The sequence below is a fragment of the Bartonella sp. P0282 genome (assembly GCF_048452985.1).
In the GTDB taxonomy this organism is placed as follows: domain Bacteria; phylum Pseudomonadota; class Alphaproteobacteria; order Rhizobiales; family Rhizobiaceae; genus Bartonella; species Bartonella choladocola.
This window is the reverse complement of record NZ_WTFO01000003.1, coordinates 499,440-518,621: the sequence shown is the minus strand read 5'-3', so window position 1 is coordinate 518,621 and position 19,182 is coordinate 499,440. Positions and strand designations below refer to the sequence as shown.

The 19,182-nt window shown below is 46.0% G+C and carries 14 protein-coding genes; 3 read left to right on the top strand and 11 right to left on the bottom strand.

Features of this window, described 5'->3' with window-relative positions; genetic code table 11:
• Window positions 1-4: 4 nt before the first annotated feature.
• The 3 genes from GQS64_RS11175 to cydD are packed head-to-tail and all read right to left on the bottom strand — an operon-like array spanning window position 5 to window position 5,012.
• On the bottom strand, window positions 5-1,579 hold the full coding sequence (locus GQS64_RS11175; RefSeq protein ID WP_198231634.1) for a cytochrome ubiquinol oxidase subunit I: 1,575 nt from the start codon (window positions 1,577-1,579) through the stop codon (window positions 5-7).
• Between the two features lie 11 nt (window positions 1,580-1,590).
• Window positions 1,591-3,300 (bottom strand): amino acid ABC transporter ATP-binding/permease protein, encoded by a 1,710-nt coding sequence (locus tag GQS64_RS11170; protein ID WP_198231633.1) that lies wholly within the window; start codon window positions 3,298-3,300, stop codon window positions 1,591-1,593.
• On the bottom strand, window positions 3,297-5,012 hold the full coding sequence (cydD, locus tag GQS64_RS11165; protein ID WP_198231632.1) for a thiol reductant ABC exporter subunit CydD: 1,716 nt from the start codon (window positions 5,010-5,012) through the stop codon (window positions 3,297-3,299). The genes GQS64_RS11170 and cydD overlap by 4 nt, the downstream gene beginning before the upstream one ends.
• 244 nt (window positions 5,013-5,256) lie before the next feature.
• Between cydD and GQS64_RS11160 the strand changes: the two genes are divergently transcribed.
• Entirely contained in the window at window positions 5,257-6,126 is an 870-nt protein-coding gene (locus GQS64_RS11160) for a LysR family transcriptional regulator (protein WP_198231631.1), read from the top strand.
• A 1,241-nt stretch (window positions 6,127-7,367) separates the two neighbouring features.
• On the opposite strand, the gene GQS64_RS11155 is transcribed toward GQS64_RS11160, so the two are convergent.
• Window positions 7,368-8,561, bottom strand: coding sequence for an MFS transporter (locus GQS64_RS11155; RefSeq protein WP_198231630.1), 1,194 nt, complete (start codon window positions 8,559-8,561; stop codon window positions 7,368-7,370).
• 105 nt (window positions 8,562-8,666) lie between these two features.
• On the opposite strand from GQS64_RS11155, the gene GQS64_RS11150 reads away from it, so the two are divergent.
• Window positions 8,667-9,056, top strand: coding sequence for a winged helix-turn-helix transcriptional regulator (locus GQS64_RS11150; RefSeq protein WP_198231629.1), 390 nt, complete (start codon window positions 8,667-8,669; stop codon window positions 9,054-9,056).
• A gap of 350 nt (window positions 9,057-9,406) precedes the next feature.
• On the opposite strand, the gene GQS64_RS11145 is transcribed toward GQS64_RS11150, so the two are convergent.
• From GQS64_RS11145 to GQS64_RS11115, 7 genes are all read right to left on the bottom strand, one after another.
• A complete protein-coding gene (locus GQS64_RS11145; RefSeq protein WP_198231628.1) occupies window positions 9,407-10,153 on the bottom strand; it encodes an ABC transporter permease in 747 nt (248 codons plus the stop codon).
• Between the two features lie 15 nt (window positions 10,154-10,168).
• Entirely contained in the window at window positions 10,169-11,356 is a 1,188-nt protein-coding gene (locus GQS64_RS11140) for an ABC transporter substrate-binding protein (protein WP_198231627.1), read from the bottom strand.
• On the bottom strand, window positions 11,353-12,096 hold the full coding sequence (locus GQS64_RS11135; RefSeq protein ID WP_210329467.1) for an ABC transporter ATP-binding protein: 744 nt from the start codon (window positions 12,094-12,096) through the stop codon (window positions 11,353-11,355). Before GQS64_RS11135 ends, GQS64_RS11140 begins: the two co-directional genes overlap by 4 nt.
• Before the next feature lie 66 nt (window positions 12,097-12,162).
• Window positions 12,163-13,194, bottom strand: coding sequence for an acyl-CoA dehydrogenase family protein (locus GQS64_RS11130; RefSeq protein ID WP_198231626.1), 1,032 nt, complete (start codon window positions 13,192-13,194; stop codon window positions 12,163-12,165).
• A 1,036-nt stretch (window positions 13,195-14,230) separates the two neighbouring features.
• On the bottom strand, window positions 14,231-15,367 hold the full coding sequence (gene lldD, locus GQS64_RS11125) for an FMN-dependent L-lactate dehydrogenase LldD (RefSeq protein ID WP_198231625.1): 1,137 nt from the start codon (window positions 15,365-15,367) through the stop codon (window positions 14,231-14,233).
• Window positions 15,368-15,616: 249 nt separating this feature from the next.
• Entirely contained in the window at window positions 15,617-17,260 is a 1,644-nt protein-coding gene (locus GQS64_RS11120; protein ID WP_198231624.1) for a lactate permease LctP family transporter, read from the bottom strand.
• Between the two features lie 708 nt (window positions 17,261-17,968).
• Window positions 17,969-18,823 carry a siderophore-interacting protein gene (locus GQS64_RS11115; protein WP_198231623.1) on the bottom strand — a complete coding sequence of 285 codons (855 nt, stop codon included), beginning with the start codon at window positions 18,821-18,823 and terminating at the stop codon, window positions 17,969-17,971.
• A gap of 103 nt (window positions 18,824-18,926) precedes the next feature.
• Between GQS64_RS11115 and GQS64_RS11110 the strand changes: the two genes are divergently transcribed.
• Window positions 18,927-19,070, top strand: a complete 144-nt coding sequence (locus GQS64_RS11110; protein ID WP_198231622.1) for a hypothetical protein — start codon at window positions 18,927-18,929, stop codon at window positions 19,068-19,070.
• Window positions 19,071-19,182 lie beyond the last annotated feature (112 nt).

Here is a 19,182-nt window from a genome sequence, read left to right as displayed (position 1 = left end):
TCCTTTAAGATAATGCTGTGGCAGAGGCGTTGTTTTGAACCTCGCTGTGCTCGTTAAGAACGTCCGGACCTTTTCTGATATATTTCAGCATCAAGCGGACTTCGACAACGAGAAGCGCAGTATAGAGGGCAACAAAGCCGCAAATTGTCAGGAACACTGTCGTAACGCCGAGGTTTGAAACGGCAACGGCGGTCGGAAGAATTCCTTCGATAATCCAGGGCTGACGTCCGATTTCGGCAACAACCCATCCACATTCGACAGAAATCCATGGAAGTGCGATGGCGCAAACAGCAAGTTTAAGCAACCAACGCCTGTTTTCCAAACGATGACGTGCTGACAGATAGAAGAATGTCGCCATAATCAGGATAAGGGCAAAACCACAGGCAACCATGATACGGAAAGCCCAGAAGATAACCGGAACTTCCGGAACAAGGTCCCATGCCGCTTTGCTGATCTGGTCGTCTGTTGCTGTACGCGGATCATCGACATAGCGTTTCAACAAAAGTGCATAACCGAGTGAACGACCGTTATTTTCAAACTGGTCGATTGTTTCTTGCGGAACGGCTGCGCCTTTTGCCTGCTGGATTTTTTCCAGTGCATCATAAGCAAGGATACCTTGTCTGATTTCTTTTTCCGATTGTGCAACAAGATCCTTGATGCCGGGGATCTGTTCGTCAAAAGAACGTGTGCCGATAATGCCCATGACCCACGGAATGTGGATAGCAAAATGGGTTTCGCGGTTTTTGACATCGGGAAGACCGAACAATGTGAAAGAAGCCGGAGCTTTTTCGGTATCCCACATGGCTTCGATAGCAGCGAGTTTCATTTTCTGGTGTTCGCCGGAAAGGTAGCCGCTTTCATCCCCGAGAACTACAACGGAAAGCGAAGCAGCAAGACCGAATGATGCCGCAACTGTCATCGAGCGTTTGGCAATTTCTTTATAGCGACCTCTCAACAGGTACCAGGCTGAAACGCCAAGAACGAAAGCAGCGGCGGTTGTATAACCGGCTGAAACTGTGTGAACGAATTTCGCTTGTGCAACAGGGTTCAAAACAACCGAGGCGAAGTCGCCCATTTCCATACGCATGGTTTGCGGGTTGAAGGTGGAGGCAACCGGATTTTGCATCCAGCCATTGGCAACCAGAATCCACAAAGCCGAGAAGTTGGAGCCGAAAGCCACGCACCATGTGGCAATCAGGTGTTTAACCTTTGACATGCGGTCCCATCCGAAGAAGAACAGGCCGACAAAAGTTGCTTCCAGAAAGAAAGCCATCAAAGCTTCAATAGCCAAAGGTGCGCCGAAAATATCGCCGACATAATGGCTATAATAGCTCCAGTTCATGCCGAACTGGAATTCCATAACCACGCCGGTTGCGACCCCCAGCGCAAAATTTATACCAAACAGCAGTCCCCAAAACTTGGTCATATCCCGCCAGATCGTTCGACCTGTCATGACATAGACGCTTTCCATAATGGCAAGCAGGATTGATAATCCTAGTGTGAGTGGGACAAACAGAAAATGGTAAAGCGCAGTCGCGGCGAATTGGAACCGTGATAGGCTGACAATGTCAATATCCATAATTCAAGTCCTTACATTGAGTGTTTGTCATAATTGTCCTCGCGTAAACTTTCTAAAACGCGTTGATAGTTTTCGCTCGACCGCTCATAGTCGCCGGTGATGCGGGTGTGATCGAGTGTGATGATGCGGTCGCAACAGGTTGCTTCCCGTTTCAGGTGGGTGACAAGGAGCCAGCTTTTTTCACGCCCATAGTGCTTCATGCGCTCAAGAATATCGCGGGCGGTTCCGCCATCTATATTCTCTGTCGGCTCATCAAGTAGCCACAGGTCGCGTTTCTGCAGGAAAAGGCGTGCCAATGCGAAGCGTCGAGCCTGACCGGTTGAAAGACCGGTCTGGTTTTCACCGACGCTGCTATAAAGGCCGTCTTTGAGATTATCGAGATAGTCGTGTAGCCCCGCGCGCTCCATGGCCTCGACCATGTCTTCGTCAGAGGCGGTCACATTGGCAAGTTTCAGGTTCTCATGCAGAGTGTCTCTAAATATATAGGTATTTTGTTCCAATAATGCTGCTTTTATCGCTGCAATTTTTCCCTCGACAATCATATCTTTTGTCATGAAGAGCGAAATAAGCGAACTTTTGCCAGCACCATTGGGGCCAACAAAGGCTATTTTTTCTCCCGCACTGACCGTGAAATGAATATCGTTCAAAACTGCCGGTAATTGTGGCTCGTAACTTGCCCGCTTGATGTCGGCCACAGCTACATAACTACATGGCGGTAACTCTTCGCGAGGTTTGGCGGGGTTGGTATTTCCACTTTCGACAAAGGGCGAAAGTCTGCGCAACGCCAATATATAGCGGCCAATCTCACTAGAGCCCTGATAAAGCGGTTTGACAAGGTCATAAAGTGTCAGTGCAGCCAATATAGAAAGTACAGCAAGCGGCAGACTGATCGAACCGTAGCGATAGAGGAGAACGCTTGTGAGAATAAGCCCGACAAAAATGAGCTTGTCGACAAAAGCACTGATTGCTTCAAGGGCGAGTTGCCGTCTTTTCAACGAAACATCACTTGTTGCAAGGCTGTCTTCCGTGTTCATGACATGATTGGTGAAAGATTGCTGGCAGCCATTCATAACAAGGTCGGTCTGGCCGGAAAGAAGTGCGATCACACGTGTGCGCAGGCTTTCACGGCGTATTGCAAGAGAGGCTGAACGCTTTTCGTCAAGTTTTATGGAAAGGCAGGAAAAAACAATGACAGTGGCAAAAATAACAAGTCCGAAGCCAAGCCCCAAGCCCAAATGAACGGAAGAAAGCACGGCTATAATTGTAAAAATTGCAACCAGTGCAACAATGGAAGGGACGATGAGTTTCAGATAAATAAGCTCGTAACTATCAATATCGCCGGTTAGACGGTGCAACAGCCGTGCCGGACGCATGGCAAGATCACGCAAGGATTTTCTTTGGGCAATCGTTTTGAAGAGTTGCAGCCGCAGGCCTCTACTTTGCATGAATGTCGCATCATGATTGACAAGCCGTTCTGCGTAGCGTGCACCGGTTCTCAAAAGCGCAAAAAACCGTATCGCAGCCGAGGGCATAAAAACATCGAAAACACGTGTTGCCGCAATCGTTAAGCCGGCTATTCCGGTTGCTGTAATAAACCAGCCGGATAAGCAAAGAAGACCGATTGTCGAAAGGGCTGTGAGAATGGCAAAGAGAAGCCCCCACAGCATTTTTTTGCGGATAATTTTATCGCGAGGCGCAATGAGAGCGAGAATTGTTTTCATCTTTCGCTCTCCCTGCAATTCACTTCCGGAGAAAGTTCGATCACCCTGTCCATACGCTTGAAAAGTTCCGGATCGTGGGTCGCAACAAGAAGGCTATTTCCTCCGGAAATTTTTATGAGCGCATCTATAACAATCTTTGCACTTTCAGGGTCGAGATGGGCAGTCGGTTCGTCAATGAGAAGGATATTGCGGTCTTTTTCCAGTGCCAGCCGCACCAAAGAAAGGCGGGCGGCTTCCCCACCCGAAACGCCGGTTCCACCTTCACCAAGGCGCTGGTATTTGCGCTCATTGGCGAAATCGTGCAAATTGGCAAGATCAAGATAATCGTCAATATTATCGAATTTTCTGTTGAATGTTATATTGGACAAAATTGACTGGTCGAACCAATAGGGTTTTGCTCCCATCCAGCCGATTTTGGCTCGGATTTCATCTATATTTGCGCCATTGACGGTCAAGCCGTTGACTTTGATTACCCCCTTGTCGGCCTGAATGAGACCGGCAATGAGCGCAAGCAAGACCGATTTTCCCGCACCACTTTTTCCTGTGAGTGCAACTTTTTCTTGCCTGCCGATTTTGAGTGAAAAGTTTTTGAAAACCGGTTTTTCGGGAATGAAACCGAATGAGATATTATCAATTTCGATTGCAGTGCCACTTTTCGGGGAAGCTATTTCTTTTGGCTTGCTGTCATATGATGGCTGAACAACAGGTGATTGTTGAACATTTGGTAATTGCTCAACATTAGAAGATTGATGAACAATCGTCTCTCCTTCGCCAACAAGTTTTGTGAAATTTTCCATGGCCGCTTTACCTGCAACACGGTCGTGCCAGACACTTGCAAGTTCGCGCAAGGGTTCAAAAAAACTCGGAGCAAGCAAAAGAATGAAAAGGCCTTCGGCAAGGCTGAGCTTGTTTCCCCAAAAGCCGATGGTAATGACACCTAAAAGATGAAAACCGATATAGACGGCCATCAAAGCGACACCGAGAGCCGAAAAAAGTTCCAGCACTGCCGACGACAAAAAAGCAATGCGTAACACCTTCATTGTGCGTGTGATGAGGTCGTCGGATTGGCGGGCAAGGCGTTTCGCACTCCAGAAAGTGGCATCAAGAATGCGCAATGTCTTTATGCCGCGCAAACGATCAAGCAGATAGCCGTTCATCTCGCCCATTTCCTGCCATTGCTCTTTTGCCGCTTTTTGAGCTTTGGCGCCGATAATGGCCCAAAAGAGCGGGATGATCGGTGCAGTTATAAAAAGCAGCAAACAGGCAAGCCATGAAAACGGCAATATCAGACAAAGGATGACAACGGGAACAACAGCAGCGCGCACCATCAGGGGGCGGTATTTCGCATCCCATGAAACGAGTGTCTCTCCCTGATCGACAAGAATATTGGCTGCCTCGCCGCCCGGCATACGTTTTTTACTTAGAGGAGAAAGAAAATTGAGGTGGGTCAAGCCGCGTTTGCGCCACCCATTCAGGTTCTCGCGGGAATTTTTGAAAAGGTCAAGTTCGCTATAATAGCCGAGACAAGCTTTGATTGCTGCAAGTACAATAATAGCGCAACCGGCAATGATAATGGTTGATAACGCCCCGTCTGCTTTGGCAACAATCAGGCTTAATAAAGCAGCTTCGGCAATCCAGAAGAGCGGCAAAAGACTGAATATGATTTGCGGCAGGGTAAGCCTTGGCTGGAGACCGGCTCTTTCATTTTCCATATCAATTTGACCCGCTTTCACAGTCAAAACATATAAGATCGTTGCGGCAGAATTGCCGCAAACACTTACGTCCTCACTTCTTTGTATTTCAGGATTAGGCGTTATCGAATGAATGATAATTATATAGGTATGAGCTCTTGAGCTTTTTATACAAGAGCGGAACGCGTTTTAAAAATTGTATTTGCAAATGTGATTTATTTCTTTAAGCTATAAATTATAAGAGGGAACACTTGGGGAACGACTGATGAATCTGGCACAATTGAATTATGTTCTCGCTGTGGCACAGACAGGCAATTTTACTGTGGCGGCAAAAAACTGCCACGTGACGCAGCCAACCTTGTCAAACAGCATTGCCCAGCTTGAAGACGAGTTTCAGGCACGCATTTTCTCGCGCACGACGCGCCGTGTCGGCCTTACCCCTTTCGGGCAACATATTATGCCCTATATCGAAAAGCTGATCGAGGCTAATTTCAATCTTGTCGACGAAAGCAAAAAATTCAACAATCAGGAAACAAACGTTATCAGAATTGGCAAATCGCCTTTGATGAGCTGCCAATATCTTTCAGCCGTTATGAATGATTTTCGCTCTCGAAATCCGGACAGCGAAATTGTGTTATGCGAACGCAATAGCGGCGATCTCATAGACTTGCTGGAGCAAGGCGAAGTCGATTTTGTCTTTGATGTTGCGCCGGAAAAAAAGCCGACAAGAGCAAGCGAGTTTCTTTATGAAGAGCCGCTTTATTTCATACCGAGCACGGCAAAGCCGATCAGAAATGTCAATGTGGTGCATTTTTCCGATATTGCCGATGAAGTTTTTGTCATGGTCGACGACGAATCCGGATTGACCAAGTTTATCAGGGAAATGTTCGGGCACCACAATCATGTTCTGAAAGAATATACCGGTAAAACAGTTTCCTATCGTGAACTGGAAAACTGGGCACATTGCGGGCTGGGCGCAGCACTCCTGCCAAAATCGGCAATCACCATGACATCCGGCCAACGTTATATTTTGTGCGATCAGGATGAGCGCCCGATACAAATCCGCTATGAAGCAACGTGGAAGAAAAATATTCCGGTTGCGAGCGGAAAATTGAAAAATTTCCTAAAACAGTAGTTAAAACAGGAATTTTGAACAATCAACGAAACTTCTAGCTCTATTTTAGAGGAATATTTTTCCAAAATATCATTGTGATGTGAATCATATCGCTTGCTAACGCTATATAGAGAAAATTTTACCTGAACAGCGATCAGGGAAACCGACATGCTCAGAGCTATCCAATTATCCAAGTTTAAATGAAAGTGGAATTTTCAAGATTGAAAACCTTGATCGGACAATGTGATTTTCGGGTAAGAAATGTCGGTCGATTTCTGTGTTCATCGAAACTGCGTGAAGGTTAATTGACTTTGATGCTCATCGTCTAAGCTGTTTGAATGTGGGGCTGTTTCTAAACTGCTTGAAGGCTAACCGAAGCGTATACTGCTTGAACCTTAATTAACGCCTACGCCGCTTGAATGTGGGTAGACTTTGACACAGATTGACTTCGATAGAAGGAGACATGAACATCGACCGGCTTGAAAGCTTGCCGGTTTGGACGTTTGAAGATTTACATCAGCTGGCTTGGAAGTCGGGCGTTTTGAAACGTCAGTGATTTATATCAGTCGGTTTGAAAGTTTGTTACTGTGATGCCTTAACGATTTACATCAGTCGGCTTGAAAGCCTGTCAATGCCGACACTCAAAACTTACATCGGTTGGCTCGAACGCGGGTGATTTGAATATTCAGTGATTTATACCGGTCGATTTGAGCACTGCTTTAATCTAAATATTCAAGACTTATACCCGACGACTTGTTGACGGCTGGCGCTGATTTCCAGTCGGTTTAAACCACAGGCATTTTATCATTCGTAACGCTTCCGCATAGCAGGGGGAGGGCAGTTTAAAAACCGGAAGCATGAGATATTTAATATTGAAGCGCGACATATTTAATATTTTGATTGCTGCGGAGTGGGAAAGTTTGAGATTTTCTTGGACTTCCGGAAGAGACGTTAAACCTGTTCCGGCGATAGAAAAAATCATCCGGCTTTGAAATGTTCGTGTCCGGTTATTTTAACGACACTGATTATAAAATTGCTGGAATTGCCAAAGGCTTCCGCCGTCATTTTTCAAACTTTTGAAGATGGCGATAAATGATAATCTTTCATAAGATGCTGCATGTCATTTTGTTTGGTCTTGCCTTATAGCTCTGGCCTTGTGGTTAGATCATGCATTATATTTTTCCCCTCCCGAAGGAGGGAAAAGCGGGGACTGAAATGCCCCGCCGAGTGAGAGGGCTTGATTGCCCCCTACAGTCAATTCTTTATTTGTAGCTTGACGGGCAACTTTCCGTCATCTCGTGTTTCGCCTGACGTTTTGCAAAAAGGCTTGAGAGAACAGCGAGGAAAAGTGCTGCAAATGAAAGGCCGGCACCTGCCCAGTTCGGCGAGGCATAGCCGAAGCCAAGGGCGATCACCAAACCACCGAGCCATGAACCCAGCGCATTACCGAGGTTGAAAAAGCCGATATTGACTGCCGAAGCAAGATTGGCACCGCCGGCAGCTTTTGCTCTATCCATAACAAGGCGCTGGATTGGCGAGACGCTCGCAAAACCGAAAGCAGCCATGAAAAATATAGAGAATACATCGGCAATTTTGTTGCCAATTGTAAAGTAGAAAAACAGCATCACAACGGCTTGAGCGAAGAGCGTAATATAAAGAACCGGCATCAATGCACGGTCGGCAAATTTGCCACCCAAATAATTGCCGACAAACAAGCCTCCGCCAAAAATGAACAGAAGAAATGTAACACCCTGATCGGAAAAATGACCAAGCTCTTTGGCCATCGGGGCAATATAGGTAATCGAGGTGAAAAATGCTGCGGGGCCTAAAATAGTAATGCCCATGGCAAGAAGAACATGAACATCGCCAAAAACAAAAAGTTCATTTTTCAATGATTGTTCATGATGTTGTGGCTGTTTTGGAACCAGTCTCGACGTTGCAATAAAAGCAAGCACACCGATAAGCGTAATGAGATAAAAAGTGGTACGCCATGACGTTACATGGCTGAACCATGTACCGGCAGGAACGCCAATGAAATTGGCGGCTGTCATGCCGCTGAACATGAAGGCGATTGCGCTGGTTCGCTTTTCTTGAGGGACAAGGTCGGCGGCAAGCACAGAAGCAATACCGATGAAAACCCCGTGGCAAAGCGAATTGATAACCCGCCCGAAAATGGCGGTGGTGAAATTGGGTGCAAGCGCCGTCAGAAAATTTCCGACGATGAAAAATGTCAATGCAATAAGCAGCAGTTTTTTCTTTTCGACATTGCTTCCCAATATGATGATGATCGGTGTTCCGAAAAATACACCCAATGCATAAGAGGTTGCCATGAAACCGGCAGCCGAAACCGAAATATGAAAATCTGCCTGAATGGCAGGTAAAAGGCCGGAAATAATATATTCTGTTGTGCCGATACCGAAAGCGGCGATTGCAAAAGCCCATAAAGCAACTGGCATAATGATATTCCCTGATTTGTTCGATATAGTAAAACAGCTAGGTGAGTAGTGAAAAATATGCTAGAAGGTACTTGTTAGGGACATAGATACTAAAAGGTGACTATTATGCCGAAAAACACCAATGAAAACCTTATCTTTGTCGAAACCTGTCCGGCACGAAGAATTATGGAATTATTTTCGGTCAAGTGGAAAAGTATGCTTTTGCACGCATTGTTCCATTGGCCGAATGGAAAATGTCGCACTGGTGAACTGCAACGCGCTTTACCCGGAATTTCCAAAAAAATGATGATCCAGACATTGCGTGATCTTGAACAAGGGGGGCTCGTTCGCCGCCATGTCTATACGGTTGTTCCCCCCAAGGTTGAATATTCGCTCACCCCGCTTGGAAAAAGATTTTGCGAGCCGGTTGAAATGCTGTTTGATTGGGGAAAAAGCAACTGCGACGCATTGGAAAAATTTGAAAAAAACCAGCAGAAGAACGCAAAACCGGAATAGAACTCCGTTCGTCAAAGGGTGGCAAAACCAAAGTGAAAACACCCGCGCAAAGAGCTGGCAAAACAATGGCTATTTTTTCTTGCTTGGGTTTGCGGAAAACATCGGGCGAGTAAGGGAAACGCAAAAAAAATTTGACTACCTGTTCTTGTCCTTTCCGTTTACCACAGTCAGGATTTTCAAGGAACATCAACCGTTAGCAATGCTCATGTGGTGGATATTATTGCGGCTATTCATCCCCATATATGTTTTATCCGGTTTTTTTAAACACTCATGTAAAGGAGGGGGATTTTCATTCCCGTCCTTTTAAAATCCGGTTCAAGTCTTCTTTATCAACCGAGTAGCGGTTAAGATCAGCCAAGGCGGCGGGCAGCCGCACGAACCGCGCTATCAAGCAAATAGCCGATCAATCCGATAAGCAGGATGGTTGACATCAGCTCAGGATAAGCAAGCCGGTCGCGTGTATCGAGAATGAAATAGCCAAGGCCTGCCGAGACACCCAACATTTCACAAGGCACAATGATAATCCATGCAATGCCGATAGCCAAACGGATCCCCGTCATCATATGGCTCAGAATCCCTGGAAAAACCACATAGAGCAATGTTTCACTTTGTGTTGCAGCAAGGCTTTTTGCAACCAGCAGAAAATGCCGGTCAAGTTGTTTGACACCTGCTGCCGTGTTGAACATAATCGGCCAGACAGTTGCAAAGGTAAGAAGAAAATAGATCGGCTTGTCGCCAATGCCGAAAACCATGACGGCAATCGGCATCCATGACAAAGGCGAAATCATGCGCAGAAACTGGAATGCCGGACCGGTTGCTCTTTCCACCCATGGTTTTGCGCCGATCAAAAGCCCGACAGGCACACCGATGATGAGCGCAAAAACCAAACCGACAACAATGCGTTTAAGGCTGATGAGAGCGTGAAGAAATAAGTCCGAGCCGGTTAACAAGTGCCATAAAGTCGGCAATGTTTCCTCAACCGAAAAGCGGCTTGCAAAGCTGTTTTTGGCGCTCAAAACATCTGTTCCAAGCCACCAGAGGAAAAGAAGTACAACAAGTCCCGACAAACCGGACAAATGGCGAAGACAGCTTTTCATCACGCTTTCTCCCCGTTAAACTTCAATCTCTTCATTGCGCACGAAACTGTCTTTCATGCCGAAAGCGGGAAGTCCGCCAACTTCGCTTAATGCGCGTTTGACAAATTGGTCATCGACAAGGTCTTTTGCCGCAAAAGCCGGATCAAGTGTTTCAAGAAACGCGTTATCACCCTCAATCAAAGTGTCTTTCAGCCGTCTTACCAGTTCTTCCGTGTAGCTCGGATAAGGATAGGGTTGAAAATCTATGCGCTTTTCAAGCCAGTCTGGGTGAATGATTGCACCCGATTTTTCATAAAACCGGTTATCTTCTTCGCTTGGAACAAGAACACGTTTGAGAACATCGGAACCGAAAGGCATATATTTGTTCGGATTTTCTTTGGAAAGAAGAAGCGCTGTTTCCTCGCGGTTCTTTGCTGTCCACAATTGCGCTTTGACCATGGCCGATACAACTTTTTGCGACCATTCGGGACGCTCTTTCAGGTCGTTTTCCTGCATGCAGACAAGACAGCAGGCATGGTCACGCCAGACATCAGCTGTAAATCTTGCAAGTTTTGAAACTTTGGCGGCTTCACCCGCCGCATTGAAGGGTTCTGCAACGATAAAGCCAGAAACCTGACCATTGGCAACCGCCGGTATCATATCCGATGGCGCCATTATCACCATATTGACTTCATTTTTTTCAATTGTTCCACTTTTTCTCGAAACGGGAGTCAAGCCGTTTTTGCGCAAGATCATTTGTAAAACGACTGTGTGGATTGAATACCAGAATGGTATAGCAACGTTTTTGCCCCCAAGATCGGAAATGGAATTGATGTCATTGGCGACAGAAAAACCTGAGCCACTCATATGGTTCCAGGCAACGACTTTAAGCGGCGCCTTGCTTGAATAGCGTGCCCAGATGGCGATCGGCGAAAGAACATGCATCACATTGATCTGGCCGGCAAAAAAAGCTTCCACAATTTGTGACCAGCTCCGAAAAAGAACCGGTTTTTCAGCTTTCAAACCTTCGCTTTCAAAAAAACCTTTACCATGAGCCACAAGCAGTGCTGTTGCATCGGTGATTGGCAAATAGCCGACTTTTACCGGCTCATCCTTTTCTTGTGATTTTGCTCTTCCAATATTTAAAAATGGCAAAGCGCCACTTGCCGTCAATAAAGCCGATAGCCGCAAAATGTCGCGGCGGGAAAAATATTCATCTTTCATATTTCATCTCTTTTTTTAAGTCCTGCATCTCTTAAAGCTGCAAGAATTTCGATACGGATTTTGCCGAGTTCTTCGACAAAGTTATTGCGCGGTTTGGGAAAATTGATTGTCCATGTGCCGATAATGTTTGCCGGTTTTCCGCCAAGCAGAATAACCCGTTCGCTAACAAGCAATGCTTCGTCAATATCGTGCGTGACAAGAAGCGTTGAGGCGGAGAATTCTTTCACCAGTTTTATCAGCAGATTTTGCATATCCTGCCGTGTCAATTCATCAAGTGCGCCAAACGGTTCGTCCAGAAATAGCACTTCCGGATTTCTTGCAAAACAACGCGCCAGTCCTGCCCGCTGTGCCATGCCGCCGGAAAGCTCGGAAGGCCTTAGTTTGCGCGCATAATCAAGCCCCACTTCGTGGATCGCTTTATTCACCCGATTTTGCCGTTCGCTTTTTTCAAGCTTTTCACGGTTTTTGAAATCAAGGCCAAAGGCCACATTTTTTTCCAGTGTCAGCCACGGCAATAAACCCGGATTTTGAAAGGCCACCGCAATATTCGGATCAACACGGGTAAGCTCTTTACCGTGAACAAAAATATGGCCGCCATTCGGCTTTTGCAGGCCGGAAAGCACACGTAAAAGGCTCGATTTTCCGACACCGCTTGGCCCCAGAATGGAAACTGTTTCATTTCTTCCGATTGCAAGGTTGAAGTTTTCAAGAATAGGGGGCGCATCGTCGCGATACCGCAAAACGATGTTTCTGCTTCAAGAAGGGGAGCTTTTTCTGTCATGAATTTGAATTGATAAAAGGGTTAATCACGCCAAGGCTTTTTTAAGCTGCGTGACACTGGGGGTAATAATGGGAACAAAACTTGCTTCGCGCAAACGACGGGGAAATCCTTCGGCTGTATTCATGAGATAGGCGCCGCCACCACGGGTTTCCAATTCAAGCAGAACCGCTTTCCAGAGCCAGTCTGTCAAACTGATGCGGAGCTTGAATAGATCTTCGGGAGCACTGACAAAATGGTTGTTGTTTACACCTTTGATAAGTGCGTCGTGCAGGCTTGAAAGCTCTTTTTCTGTCTCGTCTATCTCGCCTTTGAGCGACGTTCTTCGGGCATTGAAATGCTTTTTGGCTTCGTCAATAAAGCGTGCTGCCAATCCTGAAAATAGACCGCATTGAAGCGCAATAAAAGCCGGACGCAGTGTTTTTAGCCATTCGGCAATATTGTCATGCAAAATCCGGTCAGCCGTCAAAGCAACCTTATCCATGGTGATCGCTTTTGTACCGCTTGAACGCAAGGCCAGTAAATCGAGCGATTGGACATTTACCCCCTTGTCACTGTTTTCAAGGCTGAAAACAACAGCGCGCCCGTTATCAAGTTCGGCGGCACAGGCTGCAAAAAAGCCTTGGCAATCGATATTTGTAATCCACGGCATTTTGCCGGTGAGGTGATAAATGCCATTCTCAAACGAAGCAAAATTTTCCATTTTTTCCAAGCCGGAAAGATGCTTCATCAAATTGGAAAGACCGGCGGAACCGGCCATTTTACCTGATGTCAAAAGCGGCAATTGGCGGTGTTTGAGTGCTTCGTTCGGGCTTTGCAAAACGCATTCGATATAAGCGCGGTGCGCCCATAAGACGAAGGCAGCCGTGAACGAGGAATAGGCAATGTCGGAAATCGTCAAAATAGCGTCAACAATGGTTTTGCCATCGCCACCGAATTTTTCCGGTACGCCAACACCTGTCAAATTTTCTTCTGCCAAGTGCTTCAATATAATTTTCGAGGATTGAAACGTGGTGTCCCATTCCTCTGCTTGGGCTTCAGCCCATGGATAGAGCTTCATAAAACCCTTCGGATCAGACGATAACACTTTCAAAATAGCCTATTGATGAGGGGGGAGGTAAAAGACAAGCAGAGCTTTTTCTCGCCGCTTTTTGAAGAAAGGCGCGATTGAAAAACGTTGAATTGTAAAGGAAGAGACATTTTAATTCCCCGCAAACTTGCTATGGACGCCATTAATATTTCTTTTTTTTCGGAAATGTTCAACCTCTAATTTTTTTCATTAAGAAAATCTGCATGAATTTTTTAAAAATTTTAAATGAAAAAGCCTTTTTAAAATCGGAGACGAGGCGAAAAATCACATTCCTCTTGTGCAAAGGAGGCAAGTTTGCGCCGCACAAAGGCTGAATTATTCTGTTGTTGAACAATTTACGATTAGCAATACGGTTTTTTAAAAAAAATAGTTTTTTAAATTTCCGCTAAAAACCGGAAGCGACATAATTTTTTGCCGGAAGGGGTGAAGCGGCAATTTTTCAACCGGCAAATCACCATTCATTTTCCAAAAGGCAAATTACTGCAATTCCGTTTTGGATAAAGCAAAAAACAGGCAATGATTATCATAAAAAACAAGAATTGCGAGGTGAAGACAGCGAGAGAGAAACACCGAGGTGGGAACAGCGAGAGAGAGACAGTGAGAGAGAGACAGCAAGATGGGGATTGCGAGATTGGGACTGCGAAGTGGAGACAGCGAAGTGGAGACAGCAAAGTGGAGACAGCGAGATGGGGACAGCGAGGTGGAGATAGCGAGGTGGAGACAGCAAGATGGGGACAGCGAGAAGGGAACAGCGAGGTGGAGACAGCAAGGTGGAGATAGCGAGGTGGGGACAGCGAGAGGGAGACAGCGAGAGGGAGACAGCGAGGTGGAGACAGCAAGATGGGGATTGCGAGATTGGGACTGCGCGATGGTGTCATCATTCGGGCAGTCCTTTTTTCAAAAGCAATGTTCAACAAAGAAAAAAGAGATTTATGAGGTTCTAATGCATTCATCAAAAAATCGGCTATGTCGAGATTTATGCAGTCTTAAATCTCGACACAGTTCTTCAGTCTTTGACGAGCATATCCGCATTGATGTCGGTTATTTTCTTGGCTCCGGTCAGCGTCATGGCAACACGCATTTCCTGAGCTATAAGATCAAGCATATTGGCAACGCCCTTTTCACCATCGGTCGCCAATGCGTAAGCAAAGGCACGGCCAAGCATAACCGTATCGGCTCCAAGAGCAATCATGCGCACAACATCAAGGCCTGAGCGCACACCGCCGTCAACGAGAACTTTGAGATCGGGTTTCAAGACTTCGGCAATTTTTGGCAATGCCCTGACGGTAGAAGGCACACCATCAAGCTGGCGCCCGCCATGGTTGGAAACAATAACCCCATCTGCTCCGAAACGCACAGCATCGCGGGCATCTTCAACGTCGAGAATGCCTTTGATAAGCATTGGTCCTTTCCAGAATTCACGAATCCATTCAAGATCTTTCCAGCTTATCGACGGGTCGAAATTGGCGCCAAGCCAACCGATATAATCTTCCAGATTGGTCGGTTTCCCGCGATAGGTGGAAATATTGCCAAGGTCGTGCGGCCGTCCCATGACGCCGACATCATAAGCCCAGGCAGGATGAAGAACGGCTTGTGTATACTGGCGCAATTTCGCAAACGGGCCAGACATGCCGGAATGGCGGTCGCGATAACGGGCACCTGGAACCGGCATATCGACAGTGAAAACCAGCGTTTTGATTCCTTGTGCGACAGCACGTTCAAGAACATTTTTCATGAAACCACGGTCTTTGAGAACATAAAGCTGGAACCAGATCGGGTTTGGAACTTGTGACTGGACTTCTTCAATCGGGCAGACAGAAACAGTCGAAAGTGTAAAGGGAATGCCGCGTGATTGGGCGGCCTTTGCAGCCTGAACTTCACCTCGGCGCGCATACATGCCGGTAAGCCCCACCGGTGAAAGTGCCACCGGCATTTTCATCTTTTCGCCGAAAAGCTCGGTTTCAAGACTAAGTTCCGACATATTTTTCAAAATGCGTTGGCGAAGCGCAATATCGGAAAGATCGGTTGTGTTGCGTTGCAGGGTACGCTCTGCATAAGCCCCGCCATCAATATAATGGAAAAGAAATGGAGGAAGTTTGCGCCGCGCACCTTCGCGATAATCCGAGATAGAAGATATAATCATTTCGTTACCCGTCTTGGTTGTGTTATGGCTCGAATGCCGGAGCCAATTCGGCAAAGAGATGAATAAAAATTTTATCCTTTGAAAATGTTGATATTAACATTGTGTGTTATTCGGGGGGCGTAATAAAATTCACCTGTTACGCGCCCCCCGAAAAACCGCGTGATCTTCCCGTTTTATTTCTATGTTTCAAAAAAGACTTTCAGTATTTCCGATATTAACAAGAAATAGTAACGGGAAGTAAAATCAATATTACGGGATCATCCACGAAAGAACATATCCCTGAAGCGTTGTCATAATACCGGCAATGGCACAAAGCCCCAGCGAATATTTGACAGTGTAGCGGAAGAGGTCGGATTCTTTCCCGACAAGTCCCACAGCCGCACAGGCAATTGCAATCGACTGCGGCGAGATCATTTTGCCGGTAACCCCGCCCGTGCTGTTGACTGCAACAAGCAGAATATCGGAAACGCCGATCTGATGGGCTGTGGTTGCTTGCAAAGCACCGAACAGAGCATTGGAAGATGTATCCGAACCGGTCACAAAAACACCAAGCCATCCGAGAAATGGCGAAAAGAATGTAAAACTTTTGCCCGTGTGTGACAAAGCCAGTGCCAAAGTGGAAGAAAGTCCCGAATAATTGGCAATGAAAGCAAAAGCAAGAACAATGCCGATCGAATAAATCGGAAGGGCAAGTTCTTTCAGCGTCATGCCGAAAACGCCAATGGCGCGAGCAGGTCGCATTTTCAAAACAAAAGTACTGACGATTGCGGCAAGGATAATCGCAGTTCCCGTAGCGGAAAACCAGTCGAATTTATAAACGGCGCTGATTTTGGCATCTGTTGCAACAATGGGCGCTGTTTTGACAATGATATTATTGAGGAATGATACGTCGAAACTCAACACCCAGCTTTCCAAGGCGCCGCCTTTGGCAAAAAGTTTTTTGAAAGGCGCAATGCTCCAAACCATAACAAAAATGGTCAATATGATAAAAGGCGACCATGCTTTGATAATTTCTCCCATAGAATAATGGGGAACATCTTCTTTGGGGGCAGCTTCGTTTTCGTCAAAACGGAAAATGCGTTTTGGCTGCCAGAAACGCAAGAACAGCGGCAAAACAACGAGCGTTGCAATAGCGGCTGTAATATCAGGCAATTCCGGCCCGAAATAATTGGAAGTCAGGAATTGGACAATCGCAAATGTGCCGCCACCGACAAGCACAGCAGGCCAGGTTTCACGGACGCCGCGCCAGCCATCCATGATAACGACAAGCATGAAGGGAACAAACACCGAAAGAAAAGGCAATTGACGCCCTGCCATCTGGCTTAATAAAAACGGGTCGAGATTTGAAACCTGTCCGGCAACAATAATCGGAATGCCCATAGCGCCGAAGGCAACCGGAGCGGTATTGGCAATAAGACAAAGACCGGCTGCATAAAGCGGGCGAAAGCCCAAGCCGGCAAGGAGCGCCGCAGTAATGGCAACCGGTGCACCGAAACCGGCAGCACCTTCAAGAAAAGCGCCGAAAGCAAACCCCACCAGAATGAGTTGCAAGCGCTGGTCTTCGGTAATCCCTAGAATGGAATGACGAACAATGTTGAAGTCACCGGTGACAACCGAAATTTTATAAAGAAACACTGCTCCAACAATTATCCATGCGATTGGCCAAAGACCGTAGAAAAAACCATAAATCGCAGAAGAAACCGCCGGTCCTATCGGCATACCATAGACGAAAACGGCAATCAGGAATGACAGGATAACAGTGATTGTACCAGCCACATGCCCTTTCATACGAAGAAGAGTCAAAGCCAGAAAAAAGAAAATAATCGGTATTGCGGCAATTAATGCCGAAAGCCAAATATTTCCAATCGGAATATAATTCTGCATCCACGTCATTGTCTTGTCCTCCCAATACGTGCGCGATAAATGTTGTCTGGTAAATAATAAGGCTGAAGAAAACTAAAACGTCAATTTCTTTAAGTTTAAATTTTTCGTATATGAACCGGAAATGTTTTTTTATTGGAAAATATGTAAATTTTTATTGTAAAAATTGTAAAAATGGACGTTTTTTTAAGAGCAAATCCGTTTTTTAAGACATTTGGCAATCGTGTTCCATGATTTTTTGCGGCTATACGCCCAAGCCTTCACAAAACAGGTGGATAGGTATTGGTTTTCCGTGTGCCGCAAAGCGGATAAACACGGGTTTCCTATTAAAGCGGCAGTTTTTTGAATAAAGCCCCAATTTTTGAATAAAATGCCGATCTAACAAAGAAGTGTGGTCTCGAAGAGAAGTTGACTCTTAAAAAGGGATAAAGGCCGGTTTTGACGAGTGCTGTTTTTTCACCTTTATAGCGGAAAAGGGGAAAAGAAAAATCTGACTTCTTTCACCTCTTTGACAGTCGAAAAAGGCCGGGCATTTTTTAAAAAAGGGCGACACCACTTGTTAGAGCCGATATGTCACCCAAACCGGCTTTTCTTTCACTTATATTTTTCACTGGTTACGTGTCAGGTATTTATCACGGCTCACCAGACAGCTATTCATCACCGTTCAGGGGTGAAGGGAATTTCGTAGATATTGATGTTCTATTTTGGCCTTTCCAGCTATCAAGCCGGAATGTCGAATTCATCAAAATCTTTTTCAGTTTTTCCCTGTGCAATAAGTTCGTTATAATATTTGCCGCGAATTTTTTCGATTTCCGTGCTGGCAAGCCCAAGACGCCAATATCCGATGGCTTTGATATTCTGTTTTTTCACATTACAGTTTACCATAAAATGTTTCCTGATTGCACGGGCTTCTTCCCGTTCACAGGCAATCCAGATATGGCAATTTTCGGCATCGCTCATCTTTTCAGCCGATTGAACAAGAAAACCGGTTTGCCCCGGATGTTCTTTTTCCTTTCTGACATAGCTATGTATGTCTACCCCCTTTATATCGGGCAGTTCACCGGCTGCTTCTGCCGTGGCGGATTCGATATAGATTTCGGCTTCGGTATTTTCCGGCCAATGGGAAAGAATGGAAAAAACCGCTGGAATGGCGGTTTCATCGGCAAAGAGCTTCAGTTTTTTATTTTTATATTCTTCTGTTGAAAATTGCGGGCGCGGACCGATCAAATAAGCATGCGCACCGGTTTTCAAAGTTTGAAGCCAGTTGATAGCGGGGCTTTCCCCTTCATGTTTGACAAAATCGACTTCGATTTCATGTGTCGCGGGATCAAAAGAACGGATTGTATAAATCCGGTAAACCTTGCGGCCTTGTCCGGTTTCGCCAATCTCGAAGCGTACGGCAACATTTGCCTGTTGCCATTCAATCGGGTTCGTCGGGTTGATTGTTCCGGTCAAGCGGACGAGGTGGGGAAAAGGTTCATAAATCCGGTTGACCGTGAGTTCGAGACGCTCCATCCCGTCCATGTGGTTTTCCGGCGTTAGTTCAGCCGCATTCCTGTTTTCTGTTTTTTCCATCTCTTAAGCTCCCGTGCCGAATGTTTTTTTGTCATAAAATATAGATGAATAAAAATGAATGTAATAGTCAAGTTTTAATAAGCCGGTATTGAAGGAAATATTCATGTCTGTCAATCAGGTTTTTATGTCGTTTACCGGCTTGCCGGAAGTTTACCAGAATAAACAGTCCTTTCATTGGAAGACCCGTAATACAAAAAATACCAAGTGCGTTCAAATTGCGCCTGTTGGCGGACAAGGTGACGATTAATTTTCCCAAAAAAAACGTGCCTTCAATTTTCCTATAAGGAGTATGCCGTCCGCATTCTTTGTTAGAAAGACTGTTCTGTCCCATTCTTTCCGGCAAAGACTGTGCTGCCCGT